Genomic DNA, 21,992 nt, shown 5'->3' with positions numbered 1-21,992 from the left:
GGCCCGACGCTACTGGATCTTCGGTGAACGTCAGCCCAGACACTTCTGTACCGCGGTCGAATACGCGGGATCGGCGGTGGGGTCGGTCGCCTTGAACTTGGCGCCCGCGTAGCCCCAGCCGCTCTTCGCCCCGGTGGAGGAGTCGATCTGGAACAGCTTGCGGCCGTCCTTGCAGCCGAAGACCGGCACGAGCTGGACCTTGCCGCCGGCGTTGGCACAGGCACCGTCGAAGCCCTTGGCGATCACCTGCCCGGCCTTGAACACCGCCGCACAGGCCACCGGTGTCCCCGCGGACTTACGGACCGGCGCCCCGGTGGACTCGGGCGACTCGATCGGCAGGAAGACGCCCTGATCGGCGCAGGCCGACTCGAGCCCGAGCACCTGGGTGGCCAGCGGCTGGGCGTAGAGCAGGGCGCCGGCCTCGTCGTCCTTCATCTGCGAGATCCGCCAGACGATGTCCATGACCTGGGTGCCGTGATCGCGGATGTCGTCGTGCCGCGAATCGGCGAACACCTGGCGGGCGCGGCGGTATTCGTCCTCGGTCATCGGCTTGCCGTCGTCCGGGTCGGTCTTGAACGTGGTGGATCCGCCGCGCATCGCCTCACAGGCGGTGACCCCCGAGTCTTCGACGATCAGGCCCCGGTCGTACGCCGTCCACACCCCACCCACGAGCACGAGCACCGCCACCAGCAGCACGGCGTAGGGCCAGCCGGGTGACTTCTTCACCGGTTCCCGGCCGCCCTCGACCTGCGCATGACTCATCGTCGCCCCCAACGCCCAAAGCGCCGGAATTTCGGCCGCACCGAACACCCAACGACACTCTTCGGCGCCACGCAGTGGGCCGTTCGGCCATTCACCAACGCCGATCAGATGACGTTTCGGTGGGAGCCCGCGCTCCACCAGTTGATGGATTCGCACCACGGTCCGGGCGACCACGATGGACACATGCCTCGCAGCCGGAACATCCTGTCGTACAAGTCCAGCGGCTCGATCCTGAGCGTCTACTCGACCAACTCGGTGTTGTCCGTCGGCTCGTTCGGGTCGATCCTGTCGGTCTTCTCGGCCGGGTCGATCCTGTCGGTCTGTTCGGTCGGCTCGCTCGGATCGGTCCTCGCCTTCGGGGCGTTCGGGGCCGTCCTGGCCGGCGGCTCCACTTTGATCGCCGCCGTCGTCGTCCTCGCCTCCGCGGTCGCCCTCGGCCTGCAGCTCCGTCAGCGGCCGCTCAGCATCGTCCGATAGACGGTGTGCACCAGGATCGGGCGGCGGACACTGCGCAGCACAGGCAGGAAGAACTCCTGCTTGTGCTCCGCGTTGGTCATCGACGAGGTCGAGAAGGACACCCCGCCGAACGACGCGAGCAGGGCGGACAGCTTGAACAGGGCCACCGGCACCCCGAAGAAGCCGGACCGCTGCGGATCGTGCCCGATCCATGTGGCCGCTGTCTCGTACTGCACCGTGATCAGTCCCAGCGCCACGAAGAACAGGAACAGGCCGACCCCGATGATCAGGGCCTGCGCCAGCTGGCGGACGGTCAGCAGCACCAGCACGTTCAGCTCCTGCCGGTGCTCCAGCGGCTCCACCTTCGCGGGCGGACACTCGATCCCGGCCAGCGGCGTGTCCCGGCAGGCCTCGGCCAGATCGTCCGCGGTCGGCGGCGGGCCCACCGGATCCTCGTCGTAGCCCTTCACCACCCGCCACGTGGCCAGCCCGACAATCACCGCCAGCAGCACCAGGACCAGCCACACCCGCGGCCAGCTCAACCTGTCCAGCAGCTGCCACAGCTCGCCGGTGAAGAACAGGAACAGCGTGCCGAAAAGCACCACCGGCAGCGACCGGCCGAACGAGCGCGGGATGTCGGCCAGGCCCTTGGCCAGGTCACCGACCGCGTGGCGCAAGGCCGCGAAGACACCGTACGAGGTGGCCAGGAACCCGCCCGCGAACACGGCGACATAGATCACCAGCCCGATGAAGGCCACCAGAAGCGACGCGTTGCTGGTCGGCGCCACGACGTCGAGCCGGAACACGCCCGGCCGGAGCATGTGCACCAGCGCGCCGCCGACCGCGAACACCACCCCGAACACGACGGACACGACAACCGCCCCGACCCGTCCCAGCCGCAGCGGCCGGCGCCCGTTGAGCCCACCGGTGAACGGCCACACCACCGCGATCACCACCAGCGGAACGGCCAGCGACCAGAACGACGGGGACGCCCCCACCTGCAACAGCCAGTAGACCGTGGCGCCGCTCAGAAACGGCACCATCCGCGGCACCACCTGCCCGGTGGCCGAGAAGTCATCGATCAGCTGCGGCAGCGCCGACTGCACGAACCACCGCTCGGTCCGGTTGAGAGTCGCCGCGACAGATTCGCTCACGACCCATTCTCTTCGTAGTCGGGCAGTTCGACCCCGTTGATCGCCCGCTGGACCAGGTCGGTCAGCGCTTCCTCGTCCATCTCGGGCGCCGCGCCGTCCAGGCTGTCGGCGTGCATGCGGCCGATCTCCTGGTTGGCCTCGACGAAGGAGCGCATCTTCCGCTCGTACGCGGAAAACCCGGTCTCGGCGTCCCACCCGGCGGCGGCCAGCTCACCCGCCAGCAGGTAGGCGCCGACCAGCGCCAGCGACGTGCCCTGCCCCGACAGCGGCGACGAACTGAACGCCGCGTCCCCGAGCAGCGCGACCCGGCCGCTCGACCAGCGGTCCATCAGCACCTGGGCGACCTGGTCGAGATAGAAGTCCGGCGTGTCGTCCAGGTGCGTCAGGATTTGCGGGCTCAACCAGCCCAGCCCGGCCATCCGCTCGCCCAGCAGTTTCTTCTGGGCCGCAACGTCGCGGTAGTCGACGTCCAGGTCGTCGGCCTTGAAGGAGAACATGGCCATCGCCCGGGTCGCGTCCTGAATGGGCCGCAGGCCGGCCGAGCGCCCGGTGCCCGGCTCCTGATAGTCGATCAGCCAGCGGTCCAGCCCGAACTCGTTGGGCACGGTGTAGAAGGCCATCACCCGCCCGAGATGCCGGACGAACTTGTCGTGCGGCCCGAAGACCATCGCCCGCAGCGCCGAGTGCAGCCCGTCGGCCCCGATCACCAGGTCGAAGCGCCGCCGATCACCACTCGCGAAGGTGACGTCGACGCCGTCCTCAGCCTGGACGAGCTCGGCGATCCGGTCACCGAAGACATACTCGACGACCTCCCGGGTGTCGTCGTAGAGCACCTGGGACAGGTCACCACGCAGGATCTCGATCTCGGAGATGTAGCCGTCGCCGCCGTCGTCCTCCGCGCTGAACGTCTCGAGCACATTCCCGTCGACGTCCACGTTGTGCGCCCCCGCGGTGTCGGTGCGGGCCGCGCGTACGGGCGCATCCAGCCCCATCCGGCGGATCACTTCTTTGGCCACACCGCGCGCATCGACCGCCTGCCCGCCCGGCCGCAACTCGGGCGCCCGCTCCACCACGGTCACCTCGGCCCCATGCTTGTGCAGCCAGTGGGCCAGCGCCGGCCCCGCGATGCTCGCTCCCGAAACCAACACCTTGACGCTCATCGTGCCCCCAGCTCATCGTGTCGCTTGCTATTTCGCAACGTAGACAACCCGAGCCGGTGAAACTCATCGGCCACGCTGAAGTTGATGCCCCCACTCGGCCAGCGGCTCGAGCAGCCGGTCGAGCGTCACCCCGGCCGGGGTCAGCGAATACCGCACGTTCAGCGGAAAGCCCGCACCGGCTTCGCGGCACACGACACCGTCACGTTCGAGCTCCCGCAGTTGCGCCGCGAGCACCTTCTCGGAGATGCCCCCGACCGCACGGCGAAGCTCAGCGAACCGATGCGGCCGACCGGCCAGAACCCACAGAATCGTCGGCTTCCACTTGCTGCCCACCACCGCGAAGGCGATGTTCACGCCACAGATCTCGTCGGGCTCGGGCACCGGCCGCTCCTAACCTTCAGGTTCGTACGGGGGTGAAAGTGCGTAATGGTCACCCGCGCCAGCCCTTGCGAGGCTCGACGCATGACCACTCCAACTTATCCGTCCCGGGTCGCCGTGCTGGGGCAAGGCGCCATGGGCCGGGCGCTGGCCCGAACCCTCCAAGCGGCCAGAACGTGGAACCGCTCCCCCACCGGCGTAGACCCGGCCGACACCGTACGGAACGCCGACGTAGTCCTGATCTGCGTCCGCGACCACGAGGCCAGCCGCCCACTGATCGCCCAGATCGCCCCCGCGCTCACCCTCGGCACTCCAGTGATCAACATGTCGTCGGGCACATCCGACGACGCCGTCACCTCAGCCACAGCCGCCGCCGACTTGGGCGTCAGCTACGTAACAGGCGCCATCATGGTGCCGACCGCGCTAATCGGCACCGATCAAAACCTCATCCTGTACGCCGGCCGCCCCGAGACGATCAACTCGGCCCACCCGGTGCTGGCCGCACTGGGCGGCACGGTCGACGTGCTGGGCGAGGACCACGCCGTGCCGCCGGCCCTGGACATGGCAATGCTCGACGTCTTCTTCGCCGGCATGTACGCGTTTCTGCACTCGGCGGCCCTGGCGCGCTCCCGCGGCATCGAGCCGTCGGCCTACCTCCCGTACGCGCAGGGAATCATCAGCACACTGGCGGCCGAACTGCCGTCCCTGGCCCACACCTACGAGACCCACACCTACAACCGGGGCGAGGCCAACCTCGGGATGTGCCTGCAGTTCCAGAATCACATCCTCAGAACCACAAACCAGGCCGGCGTAGACCCGCGCCTACCCCAGCTACTACGCGACATCACGGCCGAGCAGGTCGCCCGTTCCGGCCCCACCCCCGACTGGGACGAGACAGCCGAGTCCCTGACCACACCAACGTCCAACTGACGTCCTGATCGCAGACCCCATCGACAACACGAACCCGACCGTCAGCACAGCGGGCCCAACGGCGGCAACGCCGCCTTTCCAGCCCATCCACCCACTGAGATCTCGTGGAGCTGAAGGGACTCGAACCCCTGACCCCCCCACGCCGCCAGGACGGTCCTCACCCAAAATCTCTGACCTCGTAGGCCACGACCAGCAACGATGCACGTCGAGATGCCGTAATTCCCCGTCACGCTCCGACAACGACCGACTCGTCTGGCATGGATCTGGCATGCAAATCGGGTTGTCGAGCGGAACGCTCGGCGACCCCGAGACTGATCCACCACCACCGCAGAATCAGCGGGGACGTGGACGCTCAGGACCTGTGCGAGTCACCGCTTCCGTGTCGAGGAACGATCGAGGTACCCGGCCCCGGCTGAGGGATCGCCTCACCGAGGCCGGGTGGTTCTCAGTTCTTTTAGTTCGGAGTTTGCCGGGGTGCCCGGCGAGACGTTCGACGAATGGCACTGAGTGATCGCATGTTGAGCGATCTGCCTTCGAACGACCGGACCAGGTCGCAGACCAAGGCTCGTGATTCTGGCTCAGTGACCTTCATGAACAGGCGGTACGCAAGTACCATGATCGCCAGCCGAAACGTAAGACGGCAGAGCGAGGCGACGACGGCAGCAGCCGCCAACTGTTCGTAGCGCACGGCGAAGAAGTCCTTCCGGCACGCCTGCGAGGTTAGCTGTCGGGTTCGGGCGGGAAGGTGTGCCCGGTCGCTTGCGCGACTTCACCCCGAGGTTCTCCACGTGATACCACCGGAGCGGGTGGCGCGGAGTGGACCGGTAATGGGTCCCCCGTCCCTGACCCCGGATGCCTCATCTACTAATTTCTTCCGCTTGGTCGCGACGGTAGGCCCGGGTCAGGGCTCGGCGTGAACCTGAACATCGCGAGCGGCTGGATGTGTGATCAACCGCGGATTTATTCTGCCGCAAGATCCGCATTAGACTCTCATCCGGGTAAGGCCGATCACATAGTCAACTTTCCGTTGTCGCAGCCTGCCAAAGAGTGACGTTGGCAGTACGCATGTACGGGTAACCCAAATCAGAGGACACTTCTGTGCCTCGAGGTGCCCTGAGCTGTCGGCCAACCCTCGGCTGTAAGCTCTGGGCGGCCCGTCCAGCGATGTCTCCGCGAGTCCGTGACCTCGGGATTCCGTCCAGCGCCGCTCTGCTGCGGTTGTGATCATCTCGGACGGTTGCTGTTACCGGTGCTGTCAGTGCTGGCAGCACCGCGCGCCGAGCCGCTTGGTGTTTGGGTGTGTCCAACCTGCTGCCGACATCGACTGGCTGCGAACCAGGATGGCCGAATCACGCCCCACCTAATCCGATCAGTGGAAGCTTATCGGCTGATCGAGAAAGCATATGGCTGAGTTCCCGACAAGTTTCTGTTGCGTACGCACGTTCGCGGACAAAATTGTTATCGGCTGCTGAACCCTGCCGAGCACCCAGTCGCCGTTACAAGCCCCCACATTGCCCCACCTGGAGTTCCCATTGCCGCCGCACACTCCGCCGCCAATTCAGTACGGGCCCTCACCGATGCCGCAGAGGAAAAGGCGAAATCCGCTCACGTTCGTGTTGGTCATTGCGGGGGTGATCGCTGGCGCCACCTTTGTCGCAACGATCTTCGCTGCGGAACCCGCAGAGGTGCGCGTGCTCTCTTGCACGTCGGACGACGCCGGCTTCTTCACTCCGGCAACAGCGCGCATGTCGGTGAAGAATACGTCTAGTTCGACAAAGAGCTTCACGATCAGCATCGAGTACCGAGACAGCACCGGCGACCGTATCGACATTGATCGAACCAGAGTTCGCGACGTGCGCCCCGGCGACACGGTCAAGGTGGAGGAGTCGACAATGCTGGACTCAGCACCGGTGGGTGCGCTGTCTTGCACCGCCACCCTTGTCGACTAGGGTCGCCCTTCGCGTAACTGGTCCAACAGCACCATGCGAGCCCAACTGGTCCAGGCCGCTAACCCTTCACACTCATGGTCGGGTGCGGCCGGGGCTATGCACGTCTCCGCTAACCCGGCACCCGGCTGCGTCGACCTCTTCCGCGTCAAGGAACGATCATGGGCGTCCGTCAGCATCAACATGGTCCTCAAGCTGGGATAACAGTCCACCGAAGTCCGTAGACGTCCGGGTGCGGACACCTCCATTGTCACTCGGTTAGTCACTCACCGACCCGTGACCCGGGGGAGTCTCGGCGACTTGGTTCGATCAAGCCTCGTTCACGGTAAGACGGCATCCGCAAGTCCGGTCGGGTTCGGTCGGGTGCGTTGCTGTGTCTCATTGCTGTGCAGCACCCTCGAAGGCCAACCTCCCGCTCCAGCCCAGGTCAGCCGTTAGTCCATGTCGACGTCCCGGCTGCCAGCGCAGTGACCAGCGCGCCAACTCTCATAACCGGCTTTCAAGCGTTGTGACATAGCCACCTGTCACTGTAGCGTGACTCTGAGTCAGTGGCTGACGAAGGGTGGCCTGGTGCGCGTTTCCGAGTTCTACGATCTTGGTGTCTCGCAAAGCGCTCTGGACTTTGTTGACGTGCACATTGATAGAGACACGCCGCTCTTTATCGATCCGCGGTCGTTGTCGCAACTCGAAACTCCTTGGTCCAATAGGTGCGTCTCAAGCATACAATCATTCTTTCAAGCAGTCCTTGACGAAGTTTACGCAGGAGACGATAGCGGCGCTCTAAGCCTCTTATCAAACCTGCGCGAACCCAACGAGACTCACCTCGGACTCTCGGAGAAGAAGTCGCGAGGTAGCGGACTCGGAGATGAGCTAGCAGAAGATCTCTGGCGGGCCTTGACCAGGAGCGCAGCCGCTAGAGCGGCTTAATCAGCGATCTAGAGGATACTGCGCTACTAGTCGAGGGAATCGGCCGGGACAGGATATCGGACATCACTACAAATATTATCCGCGACCAGCTTGTCGAATACACTAAAGGAATATGTCAATTCTATGGCATTCCGCTATCACCTCACGTCGCGGCCGGGTATACGTGGAATAGCAGACAAGCAAGTTGGGTCTCGTTGCATACAGACATGCCAACACCCAACGACGAACTACTTCTATTGGTGCCGAAAGCCATCGTCCGCCTAGAGCTTCATATGAACGCAGAAGATTTCTTTCGTCACGACATCCTCAACTTCTTAGTAAGCCGGGAGAATCCATCCTCTTCCATGAATGCTGCAGTGAAAAAGAAGCCGGTCACCAAGTATTCCGTAGAGCGAAAATATAGGGAGAAGTTTTATACCGGGAAGCCTGGCGTGGCTAAGCGAATTAACACCGCGATAAGCGCGGAGAATCCCGAGCTGCTTCAAACGTACAAAGACAAAAAGACTTCCACGCGCACTTTCTCTTTGAGCCATAGCGATATAGCGAGCATCACGGGGAGCCCTCCGCCTGACTATGAACAGCTACTCCAGGAAGTCCTCGACACGCCAGCCGGGAAGCCCGATGCGAAAGCTTACGAGCGCAGAATCAAAGCTCTCTTGACGGAGCTCTTTTATCCTCACCTGGTATGCCCCGTTGAGCAGGCTAGCCTGCACGAGGGCCGGGAGATCGTTGATTTGAGTTATACGAACGACTCACCACACGGCTTTTTCCGCTGGCTTGCAGATAATTACCCAGCACCTCAGGTGTTTATTGAATGCAAAAATTACTCCGCACCAATCAGCAATCCAGAGATTCATCAGCTTCGGTCGCGGCTTGCGCCGTCAAGAGGCATGTTCGGTATGTTGATATACCGCGGCAACGCAGATAAGAATCGGATTTGGAGCGGCTGCCTCGACGCATTTCACGATGATACGAAGTTCATGATACCTCTGGATGACGAAGACCTGGAAATCTTAGTGCAGGAACAGTTACGCCCAACGGGGCCTGAGGCATTCGGCTACCTTCACAAGTTATTTCTCCGGATTATCAATAGCTGATCTCGCTCAGAGCGGCTATAGCCATCCCGTCACCCTCGACCCGCCCACTGTGGGAGCGGGGTGCCGCCGGCGCCCGCCGCGTCAAGACGGCCTTGACACGAGCCACCCAGGCCGGTGGGCGCCGGCGGCGGTCTGCTCGGCTTGCCCCGGGGCGAGGGTGACGGGGTGCGCGGCCATCCCGGAGCCGGAGCGCCCCCCGCCGGAGGCGCAGTAACCGTAACGACGTCTGAGCTTGATTCGCACAACGGCCAGGCGTGGCTCCTCGGCCGCGCCGCCCTGGCCGTGTCGGTCGGCTGCCAAGGCACACTCACCGAATCGCTTCGATGTTGTAGCTGCGGCCCGACTCCGCTGTTGCACGCCAGCCGACGGGCTGCCTGCGAGCTCGGCCCAAGCGGCAGCGGCGGGACGAGTTCGCGCCCTGATGGCGGCGTGAGCGGCCCGTTTCGGGCCGCCTTGAAAACGTACAGAAAGTTTGAAGAAGATCGACAGCCGACCGGTAGCCGTCCAGCACTTCGCTCGATAGGTCACCTCCTGGGAGACGTCCGTAGACGTCCCGACGACGGTAGAGCCGTCCAGTTGATCTATGTCAGGCTTGGCTGGTGGGCGACTGACAGAGAGGGGCAGCGAGATTAGCCGAGTCCTACCTCGCCGATGCGCTTCCGAGTCGCTGGCAACATATAAAGGCGATAGCAGCCAAAGCAGCCCGACTTGCGAAGCACATGACTCCCGACGGACATTCGAGCCGCGAACGCGACCAAGCCATCGCGCTCTCGATGTGTTGATCGGCGAGGCTCGGAAGCAGGCCGAGCGGTTATCTGGCACGGATCTGGCAAAGACAAAAACACCCGGGCATCTGCCCGGGTGTTTTGTAAGGGTGGAGCTGAGGGGACTCGAACCCCTGACCCCCACACTGCCAGTGTGGTGCGCTACCAGCTGCGCCACAGCCCCTTACCGTCCCCGGTTCACCCGGGCACGGAGGAAATACTACACACCTCTGAACGCGAGGTGCCGGGACCCCCTCAGTTCAAGGCGGGATCGGGCGGGAAGTGGGCCACCGCGGCCAGGATGTCGCCTTGGCGGCGCAGCACCATGGCCCACAGGTCGTCGGGGCGGCTCATGAACGGGTCGCCGGGTAGCGCGTCGAGCAGGAACCACGAGCCGGAGGAGATCTCGTCTTCCAGCTGGCCCGCGGACCAGCCCGAGTAGCCCGCGAAGACCCGGATGCCGGCCACGCTCTCGCGCAGACGCTCGGGGTCGGCCGACAGGTCGACCGTGCCGAGGGCGCCCGACACCTGGTGGAAGCCGGACACCCGCTTCTTCACCTCGGGGCGGGTGCGGGCCAGGCAGATGGCGGACTCGGGCTGCACGGGACCGCCCTCGAAGAGCACGGCGGGATCGCCGGCCAGCTCGCCCCAGCCGCCGAGCACGTCGGCGACGGGCACCTCGGTGGCGCGGTTCAGCACCACGCCGAGGGCCCCGCCCGTCTCGTGGGCGACCAGCAGCACGACCGTACGGTCGAAATTTGGATCTTTGAGCGTGGGTGTCGCCACCAGAAGCCGACCGGTCATCGACTCCATCGACCGGCCTCCGATCCGCTGGCCCTCGCTATACATACGCCGTCCCCAGCAACGCCATGCATCGCACATTAGCCCGAGATTCCGGCCCCCGATAAGGTCTGCCCATGAACCCAGCGGCCGAGATCGGCGTCATCGGCGGATCGGGGCTCTACGCCCTCCTGGACGGCGCCTCCGAGCACGAGGTGTCCACGCCCTACGGTGCGCCCTCCGATCCGATCACTGTCGCCCAGGTGGGTGACCGTCGTGTCGCGTTCCTGCCGCGGCACGGACGCGACCACCGCTTCCCACCCCACAAGATTCCTTACCAGGCCAATCTGTGGGCGTTGCGGGCTCTGGGCGTACGGCAGATCGTCGCCCCGTGTGCCGTCGGTGGGCTGCGTCCCGAGTTCGGTCCGGGCACGTTCGTGGTGCCTGACCAGCTGATCGACCGGACGAGCGGGCGCGCGCAGACCTACTACGACACCGGCGCCGTGCACCTGAATTTCGCCGATCCGTATTGCCCGGACGGCCGCCGTGCCGTGCTGGCCGCGGCTGTGCCGGTCGCTCCGGTCGACGGCGGCACGATGGTCGTGGTCGAGGGGCCGCGCTTTTCGACGCGGGCCGAGTCGCGCTGGTTCACCGCGATCGGCGGCACGATCGTGAACATGACCGGTCACCCGGAAGCCGTACTGGCTCGTGAACTGGGGCTCTGTTACACCTCCATCGCCCTGGTCACCGATCTCGACGCAGGGGTCGAGGGCGACCACGGTGTCACCCAGGAGGAGGTCTTCCGGGTGTTCGCCGACAACACCGCGCGGCTGCGGTCGGTTCTGCTCGACGCGGTGACCCGGCTCCCGGCCGAGCGGACGTGCCCGTGCGCGTCGATGCTCGACGGCCTGAAGCTACCGATCGAGCTGCCCTGAGTCGGGGGCGATGACGGCCTGAAGCTACCGATCGAGCTGCCGTAATTCGGGGGCGATCATGAAGGGCCGCCGGTACGGTCCGGGCCATGGATGATCCGGACGGTCACTTCGGCGAGAGCGTCGCCCAGACGTATGACGGCGTCGGCGCGCCCGGCTCCGAGTTCGACCCGGCCGTGATCGCCCGGACGGCCGACGTCCTGGCCGAGCTGGCGGGCAAGGCGGGAAACGCGCTGGAGTTCGCGATCGGCACCGGCCGGATAGCCGTGCCGCTGGCCGAGCGTGGCGTCGACGTGCACGGCATCGACATGTCCCGGGCCATGGTCGCGCGCCTCGCGAGCAAGAACGACACCATCCCGGTCACCATCGGCGACTTCTCGCAGACGCGGGTCGACGGCGAGTTCGACCTGGTCTACCTCGTCTTCAACACGGTCATGAACCTGACCACGCAGGAAGCACAGGTCGACTGTTTCGCGAACGCCGCCGCCCACCTGCGTCCCGGCGGCCGGTTCTTGATCGAGGTCATGATTCCCGAGTTGCGGAAGCTGCCGGCCGGGCAGACCGTGGTGCCGTTCACGGTGACGCCGTCGCACTGGGGCTTCGACTCCTACGAGGTGGCCACGCAGGCGATGGCGTCGAACTACGTCACGCTGCACGAGGACGGCCGCGGCGAGTTCTCGGCGGTGCCGTTCCGCTATCTGTGGCCGAGCGAGATGGATCTGATGGCGCGGATCGCGGGTCTGCGGCCGGAGCATCGCTGGGAGTCGTGGGAGCGGGACCCGTTCACGAACGAGAGCAGCAAGATCATCGCCACCTGGGTCAAGCCTTGAGGTAGTCCTCGAGCTGCCGCATCATCTCGTCGACGGTGAGGTGCCCGGCCAGCACGTGCACTGTGAGCCCGTCGACGACCGCGTGCAGCCGGCGCCCGGCCGATTCGCCATCGCGATCGGGCCACACCTGCGTGGCCAACTGCCGGCACAGGTCGTACATCTGAGCGAAGTGTCTTTTCTGCACCGCGGCCAGCGCCGGATCACCGAGCCCGAGCGCGAGGAAAGAAAAGGCGATCTCCGCCTCGGCCCGTCGCGGCGGGTCCACCGGCATCGTCTCCAGCAAGATCAAAAACGCTGCTTCCCGTACGTCTCCACGCGGCGACATCGCAGTGATCCGCTCGGTGACCTGGTCGATCACCTGCTCGCAGGCGAAGGCGAGGAGCTCGCCGCGGGTGGCGAAGTAGTGCCGCATCGACCCGGACGACCAGCCCGACTCGGCCGCGACCGAGCGGATCGACACCTCAGCCACACCGTCCCGCGCGATGACGCGCCCGACGGCGGCGGCCAGCTCCTGCCGGCGTACGGCGTGATCCACGATCTTGGGCATGCTCGATTCTCGCACGCCTGTGTTACAAAAGATATGACACGACTGTGCGAAAACGGGGAGCTGGTCATGATCGTGGCGATCGTCGCTTGTGAGATCGGATTCTGGGTGCTGCTCGTGGCCGGGCTGGCCGCGCGCTACCTGCTGAAGGCGCGGGCCCTGAGCACCGCGCTGCTCGTCTCGGTGCCGCTGGTCGACGTGGCGCTGCTGGCGTTCTCGGTCGTCGACCTGCGGCGTGGCGGCGAGCCGACCACCGCGCACGCGCTGGCCGCCGTCTATCTGGGCGTCTCGGTCGCGTTCGGTCATCAGATGATCCGCTGGGCCGACCAGCGGTTCGCGCACCGCTTCGCGGGCGGCCCGCCACCGGTCAAGCCCCCGAAGGGCGGTCCGGAACACGCGGCCTACGAGCGCCGCATGTGGCTCCGGCACCTGATGGCGTACGGGATCGCGGCCTTGATCCTGGGTCTTTTCACGCTGCTCATCGGCGCCGACCTGAGCGAGCCGGGGCGGGCTCCGGCGCTGTGGAACGTGATGCGGATCTGGGGCCTCGTGCTGATCATCGACGGCATCGTCGCGTTCAGTTACACGTTCAAGCGCCGGCCCATCTCGTCGGCGAAGGACCGCTGAGCCGATTCCATGATCACCCGCTCGGCCGGGTCGTCGAACGCGCCGAGGTCGGGCTCGGCGAGGTGGGTCTGGATCCACCAGATGTTGCCGACCGGGTCGCGCAGACGGCCGCCCCGGTCGCCGACGATCCGCGACGTGAAGACCTCGGTGACCACCGTCGCGCCCGCCTCGACGGCCCGCCGGAACGTGTCGTCGACGTCTTCGACATAGACGCACAACAATGCGGGCATGTCCGGCCAGCCGGGATCGGCATCGAAGGCCATCACGACGGAATCGCCGATAGTGACTTCGGAGTGACCGATCGTGCCGTCTGGGTTGAACACCTTCCGCGCCGGCTCGGTGCCAAACGCCGCCTCGACGAACGCGAGAAATCGTGCGGCACCCTTCGCGGCCACATAGGGAGTGACCGTGCGCTTACCGTCAGGAATCTTCATGCGACCATCATCGCTGGAATAGCGGCCATTTTCCGTCCTCTTACAGCGGGCTGTTGCCTTCCCGCGCCGGGTACGCCAGGGTGTTGCGAGCAACTGACGAAAGGGACGCTCGTGAATCGGCTCTGGAGCCGCGTCTCCGTACGCGCGGTGTCGGTCGGACTACTCGTGGCGGGCCTGATCGGCGGCATTTATCTGGGCCGTGACTGGCAGCAGTCGGGCACCTCCGAACCCCCCATCGCGAGCGCCGTCCAGGCCGACCTCGACATGCAGTTGCTCAAGCAGCACCAGAGTCAGAACGCCGCCGCCCGCGCCTGGCAGCGTGAGGCCGAGGGCAACGCCGCCGCCAAGGCCGCCGCCGCCGCGAAGGCCGCCGCCGCCCGGGCCGGCAAACTCGAGACCAAGGTGATCGCCGACAAGAAGGCGGCCGCCGAGCGCAAGAAAGAGGCCGAGAGCGGCCCGGTCCCGTACGACGGCCCGATTCCCGCCTCGTGCGACGAATACTCCGGAAGCCGCAAGATCGGCTGCGCGCTGATGCTCGACAAGGGTTTCCCGATCGCCGAGTTCCCGTGCCTCGACCAGCTGTGGAAACACGAGAGCGGCTGGAACTACCGGGCCGAGAACAAGAACTCCGGGGCGTACGGGATTCCGCAGGCCCTGCCCGGCAAGAAAATGGCCTCGGCCGGCGCCGACTGGAAGACCAATCCGGCGACCCAGATCAAATGGGGCCTGGGCTATGTGAAGGGCCGATACGACTCCCCGTGCGGAGCGTGGGGCTACTTCCAGAACAACGGGCATTACTGATCCGGCTGTACGCCCGAGGCCGTGACCAGCGCGGACTGGATCATAGAAACGGCCCGAGGATGCCGAAACAGCCCCGCCGAGCGGCGGGGCTGTTTCGTTCGGTGCGGGTTCAGAAGGCGGCGTTCGTGTACTCCGTGGCGTAGCCGCGCGGGGCGATCAGCAGCGACTGGATGAAGCGGGACGGACCGGGGTCGTCGTCCTCCTCCTCGCCGTCGTCGCCGCCCTCGAGCGAGACGCCGAGATAGCCGTCCTCGACGACGGGGTGGAACTCGTCCTCGTCATCGACCTCGTAGCCACCGGCTCGGAGGGCCTGCAGCACCTCGTCGACCGGGCTGCCGAACGCGGGCACGCCGGCCAGCTCGAGATCGACCGCGCTGGAGTCGTCCGGCCGGAAGATCTCCAGCGTGAACAGCCGGCCGTCGGGCACGAAGTTCGCATACACCGAGAACGAGGGGTCCGCACCCTCGGTGTAGAGCGTCAGCGATCCGCCCGGCGCCGTACCGTCCTTGATCTCGCCGAACGCCGCCAGCGCGGCCCTCGCCCGCGTCTCGTCCATGCCGAAACGCAGATCGCCGAGCCCGGTTCCGAGCGTGATCGGCACTGTCAGTTCTGCCATACCCTCTCCTTCGAAAACGTGCTGGTCAGGGGCACGAGGTGCCGGTAGCGTACTGCGCCCGGTGCGCGTCGATCTCGACCGTGTACTTGCCCGGGAAGCGCCGCTCGATGTCGCGGTACTCCATCTCCATGGCCTCGGCGTGCCGGCCCTGCTGGATCAGCTCGCGCTGCCACTGCTGCCAGGCCTGCGACTCGCGCGAATAGCCGGTCGAGTAGAGCGCCCGGTGATCCGCCTTGTCCATCCGGATCGACGGCCCGCTGCCCATCGACTTGCCCTTGGGCCGGGTCGACTTGGGCGGGATGTGGTGCCGTTCCTTGCCCGGACCGGAGGGCGCGAGGCGGTCGTACGTGCCGACGTTGCGGCTGACCCGGTCCTCGATCGGCGGCATGTTGTGCACCAGCACCGGCATGCCACCGGCCATCACGTAGTAGGTCCGCAGCCGGTTGACGCCGGCGTTCCACATGGTCCGGGCACCGGTGAGCGCCTCCACCGAGACCACTCGGCCGCTGGTCAGCCGGTCGCCGGGCGACAGCGCGAGCGCGACCGTCCAGGTGCGGGTGGTGGCGTTCCAGAACGGGTGGTCCTGAGTGGTGTTGATGACCGCCGTACGGCCCTGGTCGTCGACCACGGTGATGTCCGCGAGCAGCAGGTCACGGCTCTGGTAGAGGGCGATGACCGGCTCGCCGGCGGTGACCCCGGATACCGGGTCGGTGGCGAGCACCCGGTCACCCAGCTGGATCTGGCCGATCGGTTTGGTGGTGCCGTCGGCGAGCAGCACCGGCGTCGCCGCCGTGAAGCTCATCCACGGCACCGGGCAGCCGCCGCCGACATCCGCGTCCTCGGTGCGGCGACCGGCCGCGGCGGCGTCCTCGGCGATGTCGTCGGCCTGTTTCGCGCCGCCGGACAACGTTCTTCGGGCACCGTTGGCGAGCTTCTTGGCCCCGACGCCGAGCCCGGCGGTGGCTCCGCCGATCACGCCGCCGATCGCCATCTCCTTGCCGAGGTCGGTGACCGAGAACTCGCGGTCACCCTGGGCCACGTCGGTGCCGTACTCGGCACCGGCCGCGGCCGCACCGGCCACCACGCCGGCCAGGATCACGCAGCCCACGCCGGTGGCACAGACCGCGGCGACCGCGGCCGTGGCGACGATGCCGGCGGCCAGCCCGACCGCGAACTTGACCGGGTCCTCCTTGATCGACTCGACCGTGCTGACCGCGGTCTTGGCGATGAAGTTGCCGGCCGTGGTGGCCGCCGAGGCGACCACGGAGGCGGCCTTCTTCAGCGCGCCGAAGAACTCGCCGTTCGGGTCGGAGTTGGTGATCGGGCTGTTGTTGCCGTACGCGTACGCATTGAGCTGCTGCGGATCCTTCGGGTCGATCACCGGGTCGACCGAGAGGAACCGGCCGATGATCGGGTCGTACAGCCGTGCCCCGAGATGGGTCAGGCCGGTCGGATCCTTGGTGCCGCCGACGAATCCCTTGTCCATGACCGCCGGCCAGGTGGTCGGGTTGACCCGGGTGTCGCCGTACGGCAAGGTACGCCGCTTGCTCACGGCCAGCGTGCTCGCGTTGACGGTCAGGGCGGCGGTGCCCTGGTGGTCGTTGATGATCCAGTTCAGCCCGGCCGTCGACCGGACCGCGATGACGGCGTCCTTGTGCGAGTAGTAGCGGGTCGCCGTAGCCGCGCTGGAGCCGGTGGCCAGCGTTACCTCGGTGCCGTCGGGCAGATAGAGGGTCCTGCCGGTGGCCGTGGTACGGATCAGCCGTTTGCCGTCAGCGTCGTACAGGAAGGACGTTGTCTTCGAGCTCTCGACGATCGACTCGATGTTGCCTTCCTTGTCCCAGGTCAGCGTCTGCTGGGCGCCGGCCGCGGACAGGCGGGTCTTCATGTTGCCGGCGTTGTCGTAGGTGAATCCGCGCGTCACCGACTGGCCGGGCGCCGCCTCACTGACCTGGGTCACCGCGTGCGGCCGGATCGACGTGGCCCCGGAGGCCGGGTACGTGTAGTCGGCCACCGTGTTACCCGCGGCGGCGTACCTGGTCTCCTTCTTGCGGTTGCCGATCGCGTCGAACTCCCACGACTGCCAGTACGGCGCCGAGGTGCCGAGATTGCCCGTGCTGGGCGCGGCCGCACAGCTGTCCACGTTGGAAGTGCGTGCGGTGGCCAGCCGCGCGAGGTAGTCGTAGGCGAAGCACTGGACGTCCGAGGCCTGTCCCTCGGGCGTGTCCGAGATCTTGATGATGTTGCCGGCCTCGTCGTGCTCGTACCCGAAGTCGGCTGCCTCCGCCTTGAGCTCGGGCACCACGTTGAGCGTCTTCAGGCGCCGGGTCGGCTCGTCGAACCCGAAGGTGGTCGCCACCCGCGAGCCGGTGTTGCCGAGGACCCGCCCGGTCAGCATGCCGAGCTTGTCGTAGGTGACGCTCTGCACGTAGATCTGGCTGGGTGAGATCAGCGTGGTCTGCTCGCCGATGTCGTTGTAGCCGAGGGTGAGCTTCTCCTTGGCCAGCCCGGCCGCCTTGGGCACGGTGGAGGTCGCGGTGGCGCCGTTCGGCTTGTAGGTGACCGCGGTGCTGTAGGTGCAGGGCGCGGCCGATTCACTGGCGCACAGGCCGCCCGCTCCCGACGGCAGCACCAGGGAGGTGCCGGTCGGGTGGCCGGTGACGTCGTAGCCGTCGACCCGGCTCTCGTAGGCGACTCCCCCGGCGTACCGGATGGACTTCGTCTGTTTGCCGATGCCGTTGGTCAGCGTGTCGTAGACCCATTCGGCTCGCTTGGTGCCGGTGACCGAGCCTTCCCGGATGCTGGTCTTCCGGCCGAGCTTGTCGTACGTGTAGGCGATGACGGAGTTGTTCGCGTCCTTCACCGTTTCGACGTTCCCGGCGGCGTCGTACGTCGTGGTGGTGCTGCCCTTGTCCGGGTCCTTCGCGGTGATCTGGCGGCCGCGCAGGTCGTAGGTGTAGGACCAGACGTTGCCGAGGGCGTCGGTCAGCGTCTTCAGGTTGCTGTCGGCGTCGTAGGCGTACGTGGTCTTGTCGAACAGCGCGGCGGTGTCACTGCCCGCGTCGGCCGGGTTCTTGTACTGACGCAGCGTGGTGGTCCGGTCGTACGCGTCGATCAGCGCCGTCGTGGCGACCCCGCCCTTGGGCGGAATGATCGTCTGCCGGTCACCGCCGTAGACGGTCGTGGTCCGCCACTTCTCCGCGCCGAGCGCCTTGAAGATCTTGGCGGTCTCCCGGCCGACGCCGTCGTACAGCGTCTGGGTGATCGCCGGGATCTGCCCCTGCGGCCGCCCGAGGTCGGTGCCGACCGGAGCATTGGTGGTGTCGTAGTACGCCTCCGAGGTCCAGTCGACGTTGCCCCGGGTGTCATAGAAGGTGTCGGTGAGGAGCCGGCCGCCCCCGGTGGCCTGCGACTGCTGTTGCCGCTGCCGCAGGAAGCCGTCGTACAGGTTGATCGATTTCTTGTACGACGTGCCGTTCGTCAGCAGGCTCTGCGTCGTGACCGAGGTCGGGCCTCCGCTGTTGCGCAGGTCGTAGCCGAAGATCATGTCCGCGGCGGCACTGGTCGGCCGTCCGGACAACCACACCGTGGTGAGCCGCCCGAGAGCGTCGTACCGCAGGGTGGTGACCTGCTCGTTGGCGTCGGTGATGGTGGACGGCAGGTCCCAGGCCGGCTCCTTGACCGTGGTGACCTTCTGCTGCTGCGGGTTGGTCACACTGCTCGAGGTGACCAGGCCGCCGTTCTCGGTGCCGTAGTCGGTGCTGGTCGTGTAGCCCCGGGCGTCGGTGACCGACTTGATCCGGCCGACCGTGTCGTAGGTGCTGGACTCGCTCCGGACGTACTTGGGGGTGGTGCCCGACCAGGAGTCGAGCATCTCCTCGCGCACCACGTTGCCGCGGGTCGGCAGCTTGCCGAACGACGAGTCGTCGACGTAGCTGTCGTAGAAGTTGCGCGTACGGGAGATGACCGTGGCCGGCACCGCGGTGGCCGGAGCCCCGGCGCACGCCACCGACAGCTTCTCGGTCAGGACGACCTTGTCCAGGATCCAGGCGTCCTCGTTGCGGGCGTACGTGTTCCGTACGCAGGTGTCGTCGCCGGTGACCGCCTCGTCCCCACTGTCCCCCTCGGAGGTCACCTGGTTGTCGTCGTTGTAGGTGGTGGTCTGGGTCCGATAACGGAACCCGCCGCCGGTCAGCGCGGTCCGGGTGCGTTCCTTCCCGACCTGCACGATGTAGGCGTTGGTGGTGACCTCGTTACGCGTACGGGTGGCCGTGGGGCCCTTGCGCCACGGGTCACTGACCGTCGCGCTCAGCTCCCGGCCGACGCTCGTCGAGGTCGCGCCGTCGTAGCTGATCTCCTGACGCAGGAAGCCGTTGAGGGCCTCGTGGTCGACGACCGTGCCACCCCAGTCGGTGACCGAGACGCTGCGCTTGCCGTCCTTGGTCTTGTCGCCGTCCATGCCGCGCAGGTAGTGGTAGTCGACGGCGGTCTGCTCGCCGCCGTCGAGGCCCTCGCGGACCCGCACCTTGCCGTATCCGCGCCAGTCACCCCAGGTCTTGTACTTGTCCTTGGTGATCTCGTCGTCCAGGTAGTGCCAGGCCGGCTCGTCGAGATAGTCGAAGAAACGGGTCTTCGACCGTTGGTCGGTGACCAGGTCGTTCTCGTCCAGCCGGGTGACGACGTACTTGTGGAACCAGTCGATGGTCGGGTCACCGGTGCCCGGCCACGAGTAGTAGGCGGGCATGCACCGGGTGGTGTTGGTCTCCGGTTTGGGCAGATGATCGCGGTCACAGTCGCTCTCCGGCGAGTACGAGACGATCAACTCGCCGCCGGACTCGTTGCGGACCTGCTTGATCCGCCATCGGGCCAGACCGCTCCGGCTGTCACCGACCGCGTCGACTCGGTTGTTCAGCGGCTCGGCGCCGGTGCCGAACTGGATCTCGGGATCGGTCACCGCGTCGCGCGTGCCCGGGTCGCCGTTCACGGTGCGCAGCAGCCCGGCGTGGGTCACACCGCTGAGCCACATCGGCGTCGTCTCGCCGGTGCCGGCGTTGAGGAAGTCCTGCCGGAGCGTCCACGACTCGATGTCCGCGTAGGACGTCGGGCCGGAGCGCTTCTGCGTCGTGACCTTGGTCAGCCGGCGGGCCGACCAGAAGGTGGGAGCCAGCTGCTCGGTGCACTTGGCACCCTCCTCGCAGTACTGGTCCCACGGGGTGTCCGGCCACGCCGACTTGTTGGCCTTGGAGTTCCACGCCTCGCCCGCCCAGCAGCCCGACTTGCAGCGCTCGGCCGTGTCGAAGGCGACCCGCAGCGGGGCGGCCTGGTCGTACTCGGCGCCGGCCCGCATGCCGTACTCGACCCGCTTGAGATAGCCACCACGGTCGTACGTGGTCCGCTTGTCCTTGTCGTTGTCGGTGCCGTAGGCGCCGGTCTCCGAGCCGTAGTAGTAGGCCATCGAGTTGCCCTGCGGGTCCACGACGTAGTCGAGGTTCCACCGCCAGGCCTGCTTACAGTGGCTGTCGGAGAACTTGTCGGCGTGACAGGGGTCCTTGTCGCCGTTGCCGTAGACCGGGACCGTCCACACCGAGTCGGTGACCGGCTTCCCGCTGACCCAGCCGGGCAGACGGTGGTAGCCGAAGTAGTACTTGGTGCCGTCGGTCGTGGTGACCCGCCAGTACTCGTTGTCGTTGTCGCCGTTGGCCCGGTCCGCGTCCTTGACCTTCTCGATCTTGGTGCCGTCGTCCTTCTTCAGCCGCCAGACCGAGCCGTCCTGGATGAGCTCGCCGGCGTGGCCGCTCAACGACAGCGTCGCGTTCTCGTTGAACCAGCACTGGTCGCCGGTCTTGTGATCCGGGTTGTCGTCGGCGCATCCCGCGTACTTGCGCTCGATGAAGCCCGACCACATGCTCCAGCCGTCACCGGCCCAGCCGCCCTGCGTGTTGGTGCCGCCGGTGAGCCCGTCGACGTTGCTCGACGAGTAGTCGAGGCTCAGCGCCGGTGCCGGACCACCGGACGCCTGCGGCGCCCGCATCGGCAGCGAGTACGAGAAGTCGCCCGTCTGCTTGGAGACGTCCCAGGTGGCCGCGGCCGACAGGTCGGTCGCGCTGTAGTCGCCGTTGTCACCGGACGCGCCCGCCTCGGTCGCCAGGGTGGTGCCGGTGGCGGCCAGCGGCACGGTGGCGGTCAGCGTCTGGCGAGCCGCGTCGTTGACCGTGCTCAGCTGGCGCCGGACCGAACCGGTGACCTCGACCAGCCGCAGCCGGGTGGCCCAGTCACCGCCGTACGCGTCGGCGAAGCTCGAGTAGTCGACCGTGACCGAGACCGCGCCGGTGGTTCCCGGCCGGTCGGTGCGCGCCACGTCGAGCAGCAGGCCGCTCACTCCCGCCCGCTCGGCCGTGGGCCGGTCGTGCAGGGTGACCTTCACCCGGGAGGGCCGGTCGGGGGCGGCCAGAGAGCGGCCGTTCGCGGTCGCGTCGGCCGCGGCCGTGCCGATCCGGACCGGCAGGGTGCCCGCCCGGGTGGCCGTGGCCGCGAGGGCCGCGGTCCTGGGCACGGCCGTGGCCGACAGGGCCACCTCGGCGCTGCCGGCGGCGGGCCACGTCACCTTCCGAGGGCCGTCGACCGACGGCGGCAGGGCCAGCGGCGCGGCGGCCTTGGGCTTGACCGCCTCGACCCGGACGCCCTTGACGTCGGCGGGCTTCGGCGGATCCCATTTGGCCGGCACGCCCAGCGCGGCCGACGGCCCGACAACGGTGACGGCCAGCAACGTGGCCAGCGGGAAGGCGAGCCATCGGCTGCGCCTCCCGAACTTGACGATCTGCGTATCCACTGGGCCTCTCCCCCGGAGACTGGTG

At 66.8% G+C, this 21,992-nt stretch carries 18 protein-coding genes, 1 tRNA gene and 1 riboswitch; of the genes, 9 read left to right on the top strand and 10 right to left on the bottom strand.

Features of this window, described 5'->3' with window-relative positions:
- Window positions 1–30 precede the first annotated feature (30 nt).
- Entirely contained in the window at window positions 31–762 is a 732-nt protein-coding gene (locus KOI35_RS43955; RefSeq protein ID WP_215795709.1) for a hypothetical protein, read from the bottom strand.
- Window positions 763–945: 183 nt separating this feature from the next.
- Between KOI35_RS43955 and KOI35_RS43950 the strand changes: the two genes are divergently transcribed.
- Window positions 946–1,239 carry a hypothetical protein gene (locus KOI35_RS43950; protein ID WP_215795708.1) on the top strand — a complete coding sequence of 98 codons (294 nt, stop codon included), beginning with the start codon at window positions 946–948 and terminating at the stop codon, window positions 1,237–1,239.
- Here KOI35_RS43950 and KOI35_RS43945 read toward each other — a convergent pair.
- The 3 genes from KOI35_RS43945 to KOI35_RS43935 all read right to left on the bottom strand — a co-directional run bounded on the left by KOI35_RS43945 (window position 1,212) and on the right by KOI35_RS43935 (window position 3,913).
- Entirely contained in the window at window positions 1,212–2,372 is a 1,161-nt protein-coding gene (locus KOI35_RS43945; protein ID WP_215795707.1) for a hypothetical protein, read from the bottom strand. The genes KOI35_RS43950 and KOI35_RS43945 overlap by 28 nt on opposite strands.
- The gene (locus KOI35_RS43940; RefSeq protein WP_215795706.1) at window positions 2,369–3,532 is read right to left on the bottom strand and encodes an FAD-dependent monooxygenase; all 1,164 of its coding nucleotides are present in this window, start codon (window positions 3,530–3,532) and stop codon (window positions 2,369–2,371) included. The genes KOI35_RS43945 and KOI35_RS43940 overlap by 4 nt, the downstream gene beginning before the upstream one ends.
- A gap of 63 nt (window positions 3,533–3,595) precedes the next feature.
- On the bottom strand, window positions 3,596–3,913 hold the full coding sequence (locus KOI35_RS43935) for a winged helix-turn-helix transcriptional regulator (protein WP_215795705.1): 318 nt from the start codon (window positions 3,911–3,913) through the stop codon (window positions 3,596–3,598).
- 81 nt (window positions 3,914–3,994) lie between these two features.
- On the opposite strand from KOI35_RS43935, the gene KOI35_RS43930 reads away from it, so the two are divergent.
- The 4 genes from KOI35_RS43930 (at window position 3,995) to KOI35_RS43920 (ending at window position 8,810) form a co-directional block, all read left to right on the top strand.
- Complete coding sequence (locus KOI35_RS43930; protein WP_215795704.1) at window positions 3,995–4,840, top strand: imine reductase family protein; 846 nt, start codon at window positions 3,995–3,997, stop codon at window positions 4,838–4,840.
- Window positions 4,841–5,535: 695 nt separating this feature from the next.
- Window positions 5,536–5,710, bottom strand: a riboswitch (cyclic di-AMP (ydaO/yuaA leader).
- A 743-nt stretch (window positions 5,711–6,453) separates the two neighbouring features.
- Window positions 6,454–6,789, top strand: a complete 336-nt coding sequence (locus tag KOI35_RS43925) for a hypothetical protein (RefSeq protein ID WP_215795703.1) — start codon at window positions 6,454–6,456, stop codon at window positions 6,787–6,789.
- Between the two features lie 531 nt (window positions 6,790–7,320).
- Window positions 7,321–7,713: a DUF8370 family protein gene (locus KOI35_RS49430; RefSeq protein WP_498371310.1), complete on the top strand. Its 393-nt coding sequence runs from the start codon at window positions 7,321–7,323 to the stop codon at window positions 7,711–7,713.
- Entirely contained in the window at window positions 7,713–8,810 is a 1,098-nt protein-coding gene (locus tag KOI35_RS43920) for a DUF8370 family protein (protein WP_498371311.1), read from the top strand. Before KOI35_RS49430 ends, KOI35_RS43920 begins: the two co-directional genes overlap by 1 nt.
- Window positions 8,811–9,685: 875 nt before the next feature.
- Here KOI35_RS43920 and KOI35_RS43915 read toward each other — a convergent pair.
- Window positions 9,686–9,758: transfer RNA gene (locus KOI35_RS43915), tRNA-Ala, on the bottom strand.
- A gap of 71 nt (window positions 9,759–9,829) precedes the next feature.
- Entirely contained in the window at window positions 9,830–10,423 is a 594-nt protein-coding gene (locus KOI35_RS43910) for a YqgE/AlgH family protein (RefSeq protein WP_215795701.1), read from the bottom strand.
- A gap of 68 nt (window positions 10,424–10,491) precedes the next feature.
- Here KOI35_RS43910 and KOI35_RS43905 point away from each other — a divergent pair, with 68 nt between their 5' ends.
- The gene (locus KOI35_RS43905) at window positions 10,492–11,289 is read left to right on the top strand and encodes an S-methyl-5'-thioadenosine phosphorylase (RefSeq protein ID WP_215795700.1); all 798 of its coding nucleotides are present in this window, start codon (window positions 10,492–10,494) and stop codon (window positions 11,287–11,289) included.
- A gap of 86 nt (window positions 11,290–11,375) precedes the next feature.
- Window positions 11,376–12,116 (top strand): class I SAM-dependent DNA methyltransferase, encoded by a 741-nt coding sequence (locus KOI35_RS43900; RefSeq protein ID WP_215795699.1) that lies wholly within the window; start codon window positions 11,376–11,378, stop codon window positions 12,114–12,116.
- Here the strand turns inward: KOI35_RS43900 and KOI35_RS43895 are convergent.
- Window positions 12,106–12,663: a TetR/AcrR family transcriptional regulator gene (locus KOI35_RS43895; protein WP_215795698.1), complete on the bottom strand. Its 558-nt coding sequence runs from the start codon at window positions 12,661–12,663 to the stop codon at window positions 12,106–12,108. The genes KOI35_RS43900 and KOI35_RS43895 overlap by 11 nt on opposite strands.
- A 66-nt stretch (window positions 12,664–12,729) precedes the next feature.
- On the opposite strand from KOI35_RS43895, the gene KOI35_RS43890 reads away from it, so the two are divergent.
- Window positions 12,730–13,287, top strand: a complete 558-nt coding sequence (locus KOI35_RS43890) for a 2TM domain-containing protein (protein WP_215795697.1) — start codon at window positions 12,730–12,732, stop codon at window positions 13,285–13,287.
- On the opposite strand, the gene KOI35_RS43885 is transcribed toward KOI35_RS43890, so the two are convergent.
- Entirely contained in the window at window positions 13,242–13,721 is a 480-nt protein-coding gene (locus KOI35_RS43885) for a VOC family protein (RefSeq protein ID WP_215795696.1), read from the bottom strand. The genes KOI35_RS43890 and KOI35_RS43885 overlap by 46 nt on opposite strands.
- Window positions 13,722–13,832: 111 nt before the next feature.
- Here KOI35_RS43885 and KOI35_RS43880 point away from each other — a divergent pair, with 111 nt between their 5' ends.
- Window positions 13,833–14,522 carry an aggregation-promoting factor C-terminal-like domain-containing protein gene (locus tag KOI35_RS43880; protein ID WP_215795695.1) on the top strand — a complete coding sequence of 230 codons (690 nt, stop codon included), beginning with the start codon at window positions 13,833–13,835 and terminating at the stop codon, window positions 14,520–14,522.
- A 109-nt stretch (window positions 14,523–14,631) separates the two neighbouring features.
- Here KOI35_RS43880 and KOI35_RS43875 read toward each other — a convergent pair whose 3' ends face one another.
- Both KOI35_RS43875 and KOI35_RS49210 read right to left on the bottom strand, forming a co-directional pair.
- Window positions 14,632–15,138: a hypothetical protein gene (locus KOI35_RS43875; protein ID WP_215795694.1), complete on the bottom strand. Its 507-nt coding sequence runs from the start codon at window positions 15,136–15,138 to the stop codon at window positions 14,632–14,634.
- Between the two features lie 25 nt (window positions 15,139–15,163).
- Window positions 15,164–21,967 carry an RHS repeat-associated core domain-containing protein gene (locus tag KOI35_RS49210; protein ID WP_215795693.1) on the bottom strand — a complete coding sequence of 2,268 codons (6,804 nt, stop codon included), beginning with the start codon at window positions 21,965–21,967 and terminating at the stop codon, window positions 15,164–15,166.
- Window positions 21,968–21,992 lie beyond the last annotated feature (25 nt).

The sequence above is a fragment of the Paractinoplanes bogorensis genome (assembly GCF_018829635.1).
In the GTDB taxonomy this organism is placed as follows: Bacteria; Actinomycetota; Actinomycetes; order Mycobacteriales; family Micromonosporaceae; genus Actinoplanes; species Actinoplanes bogorensis.
Note: the sequence above shows the minus strand (reverse complement) of the source record. Positions and strands in the feature narration are given on the sequence as shown.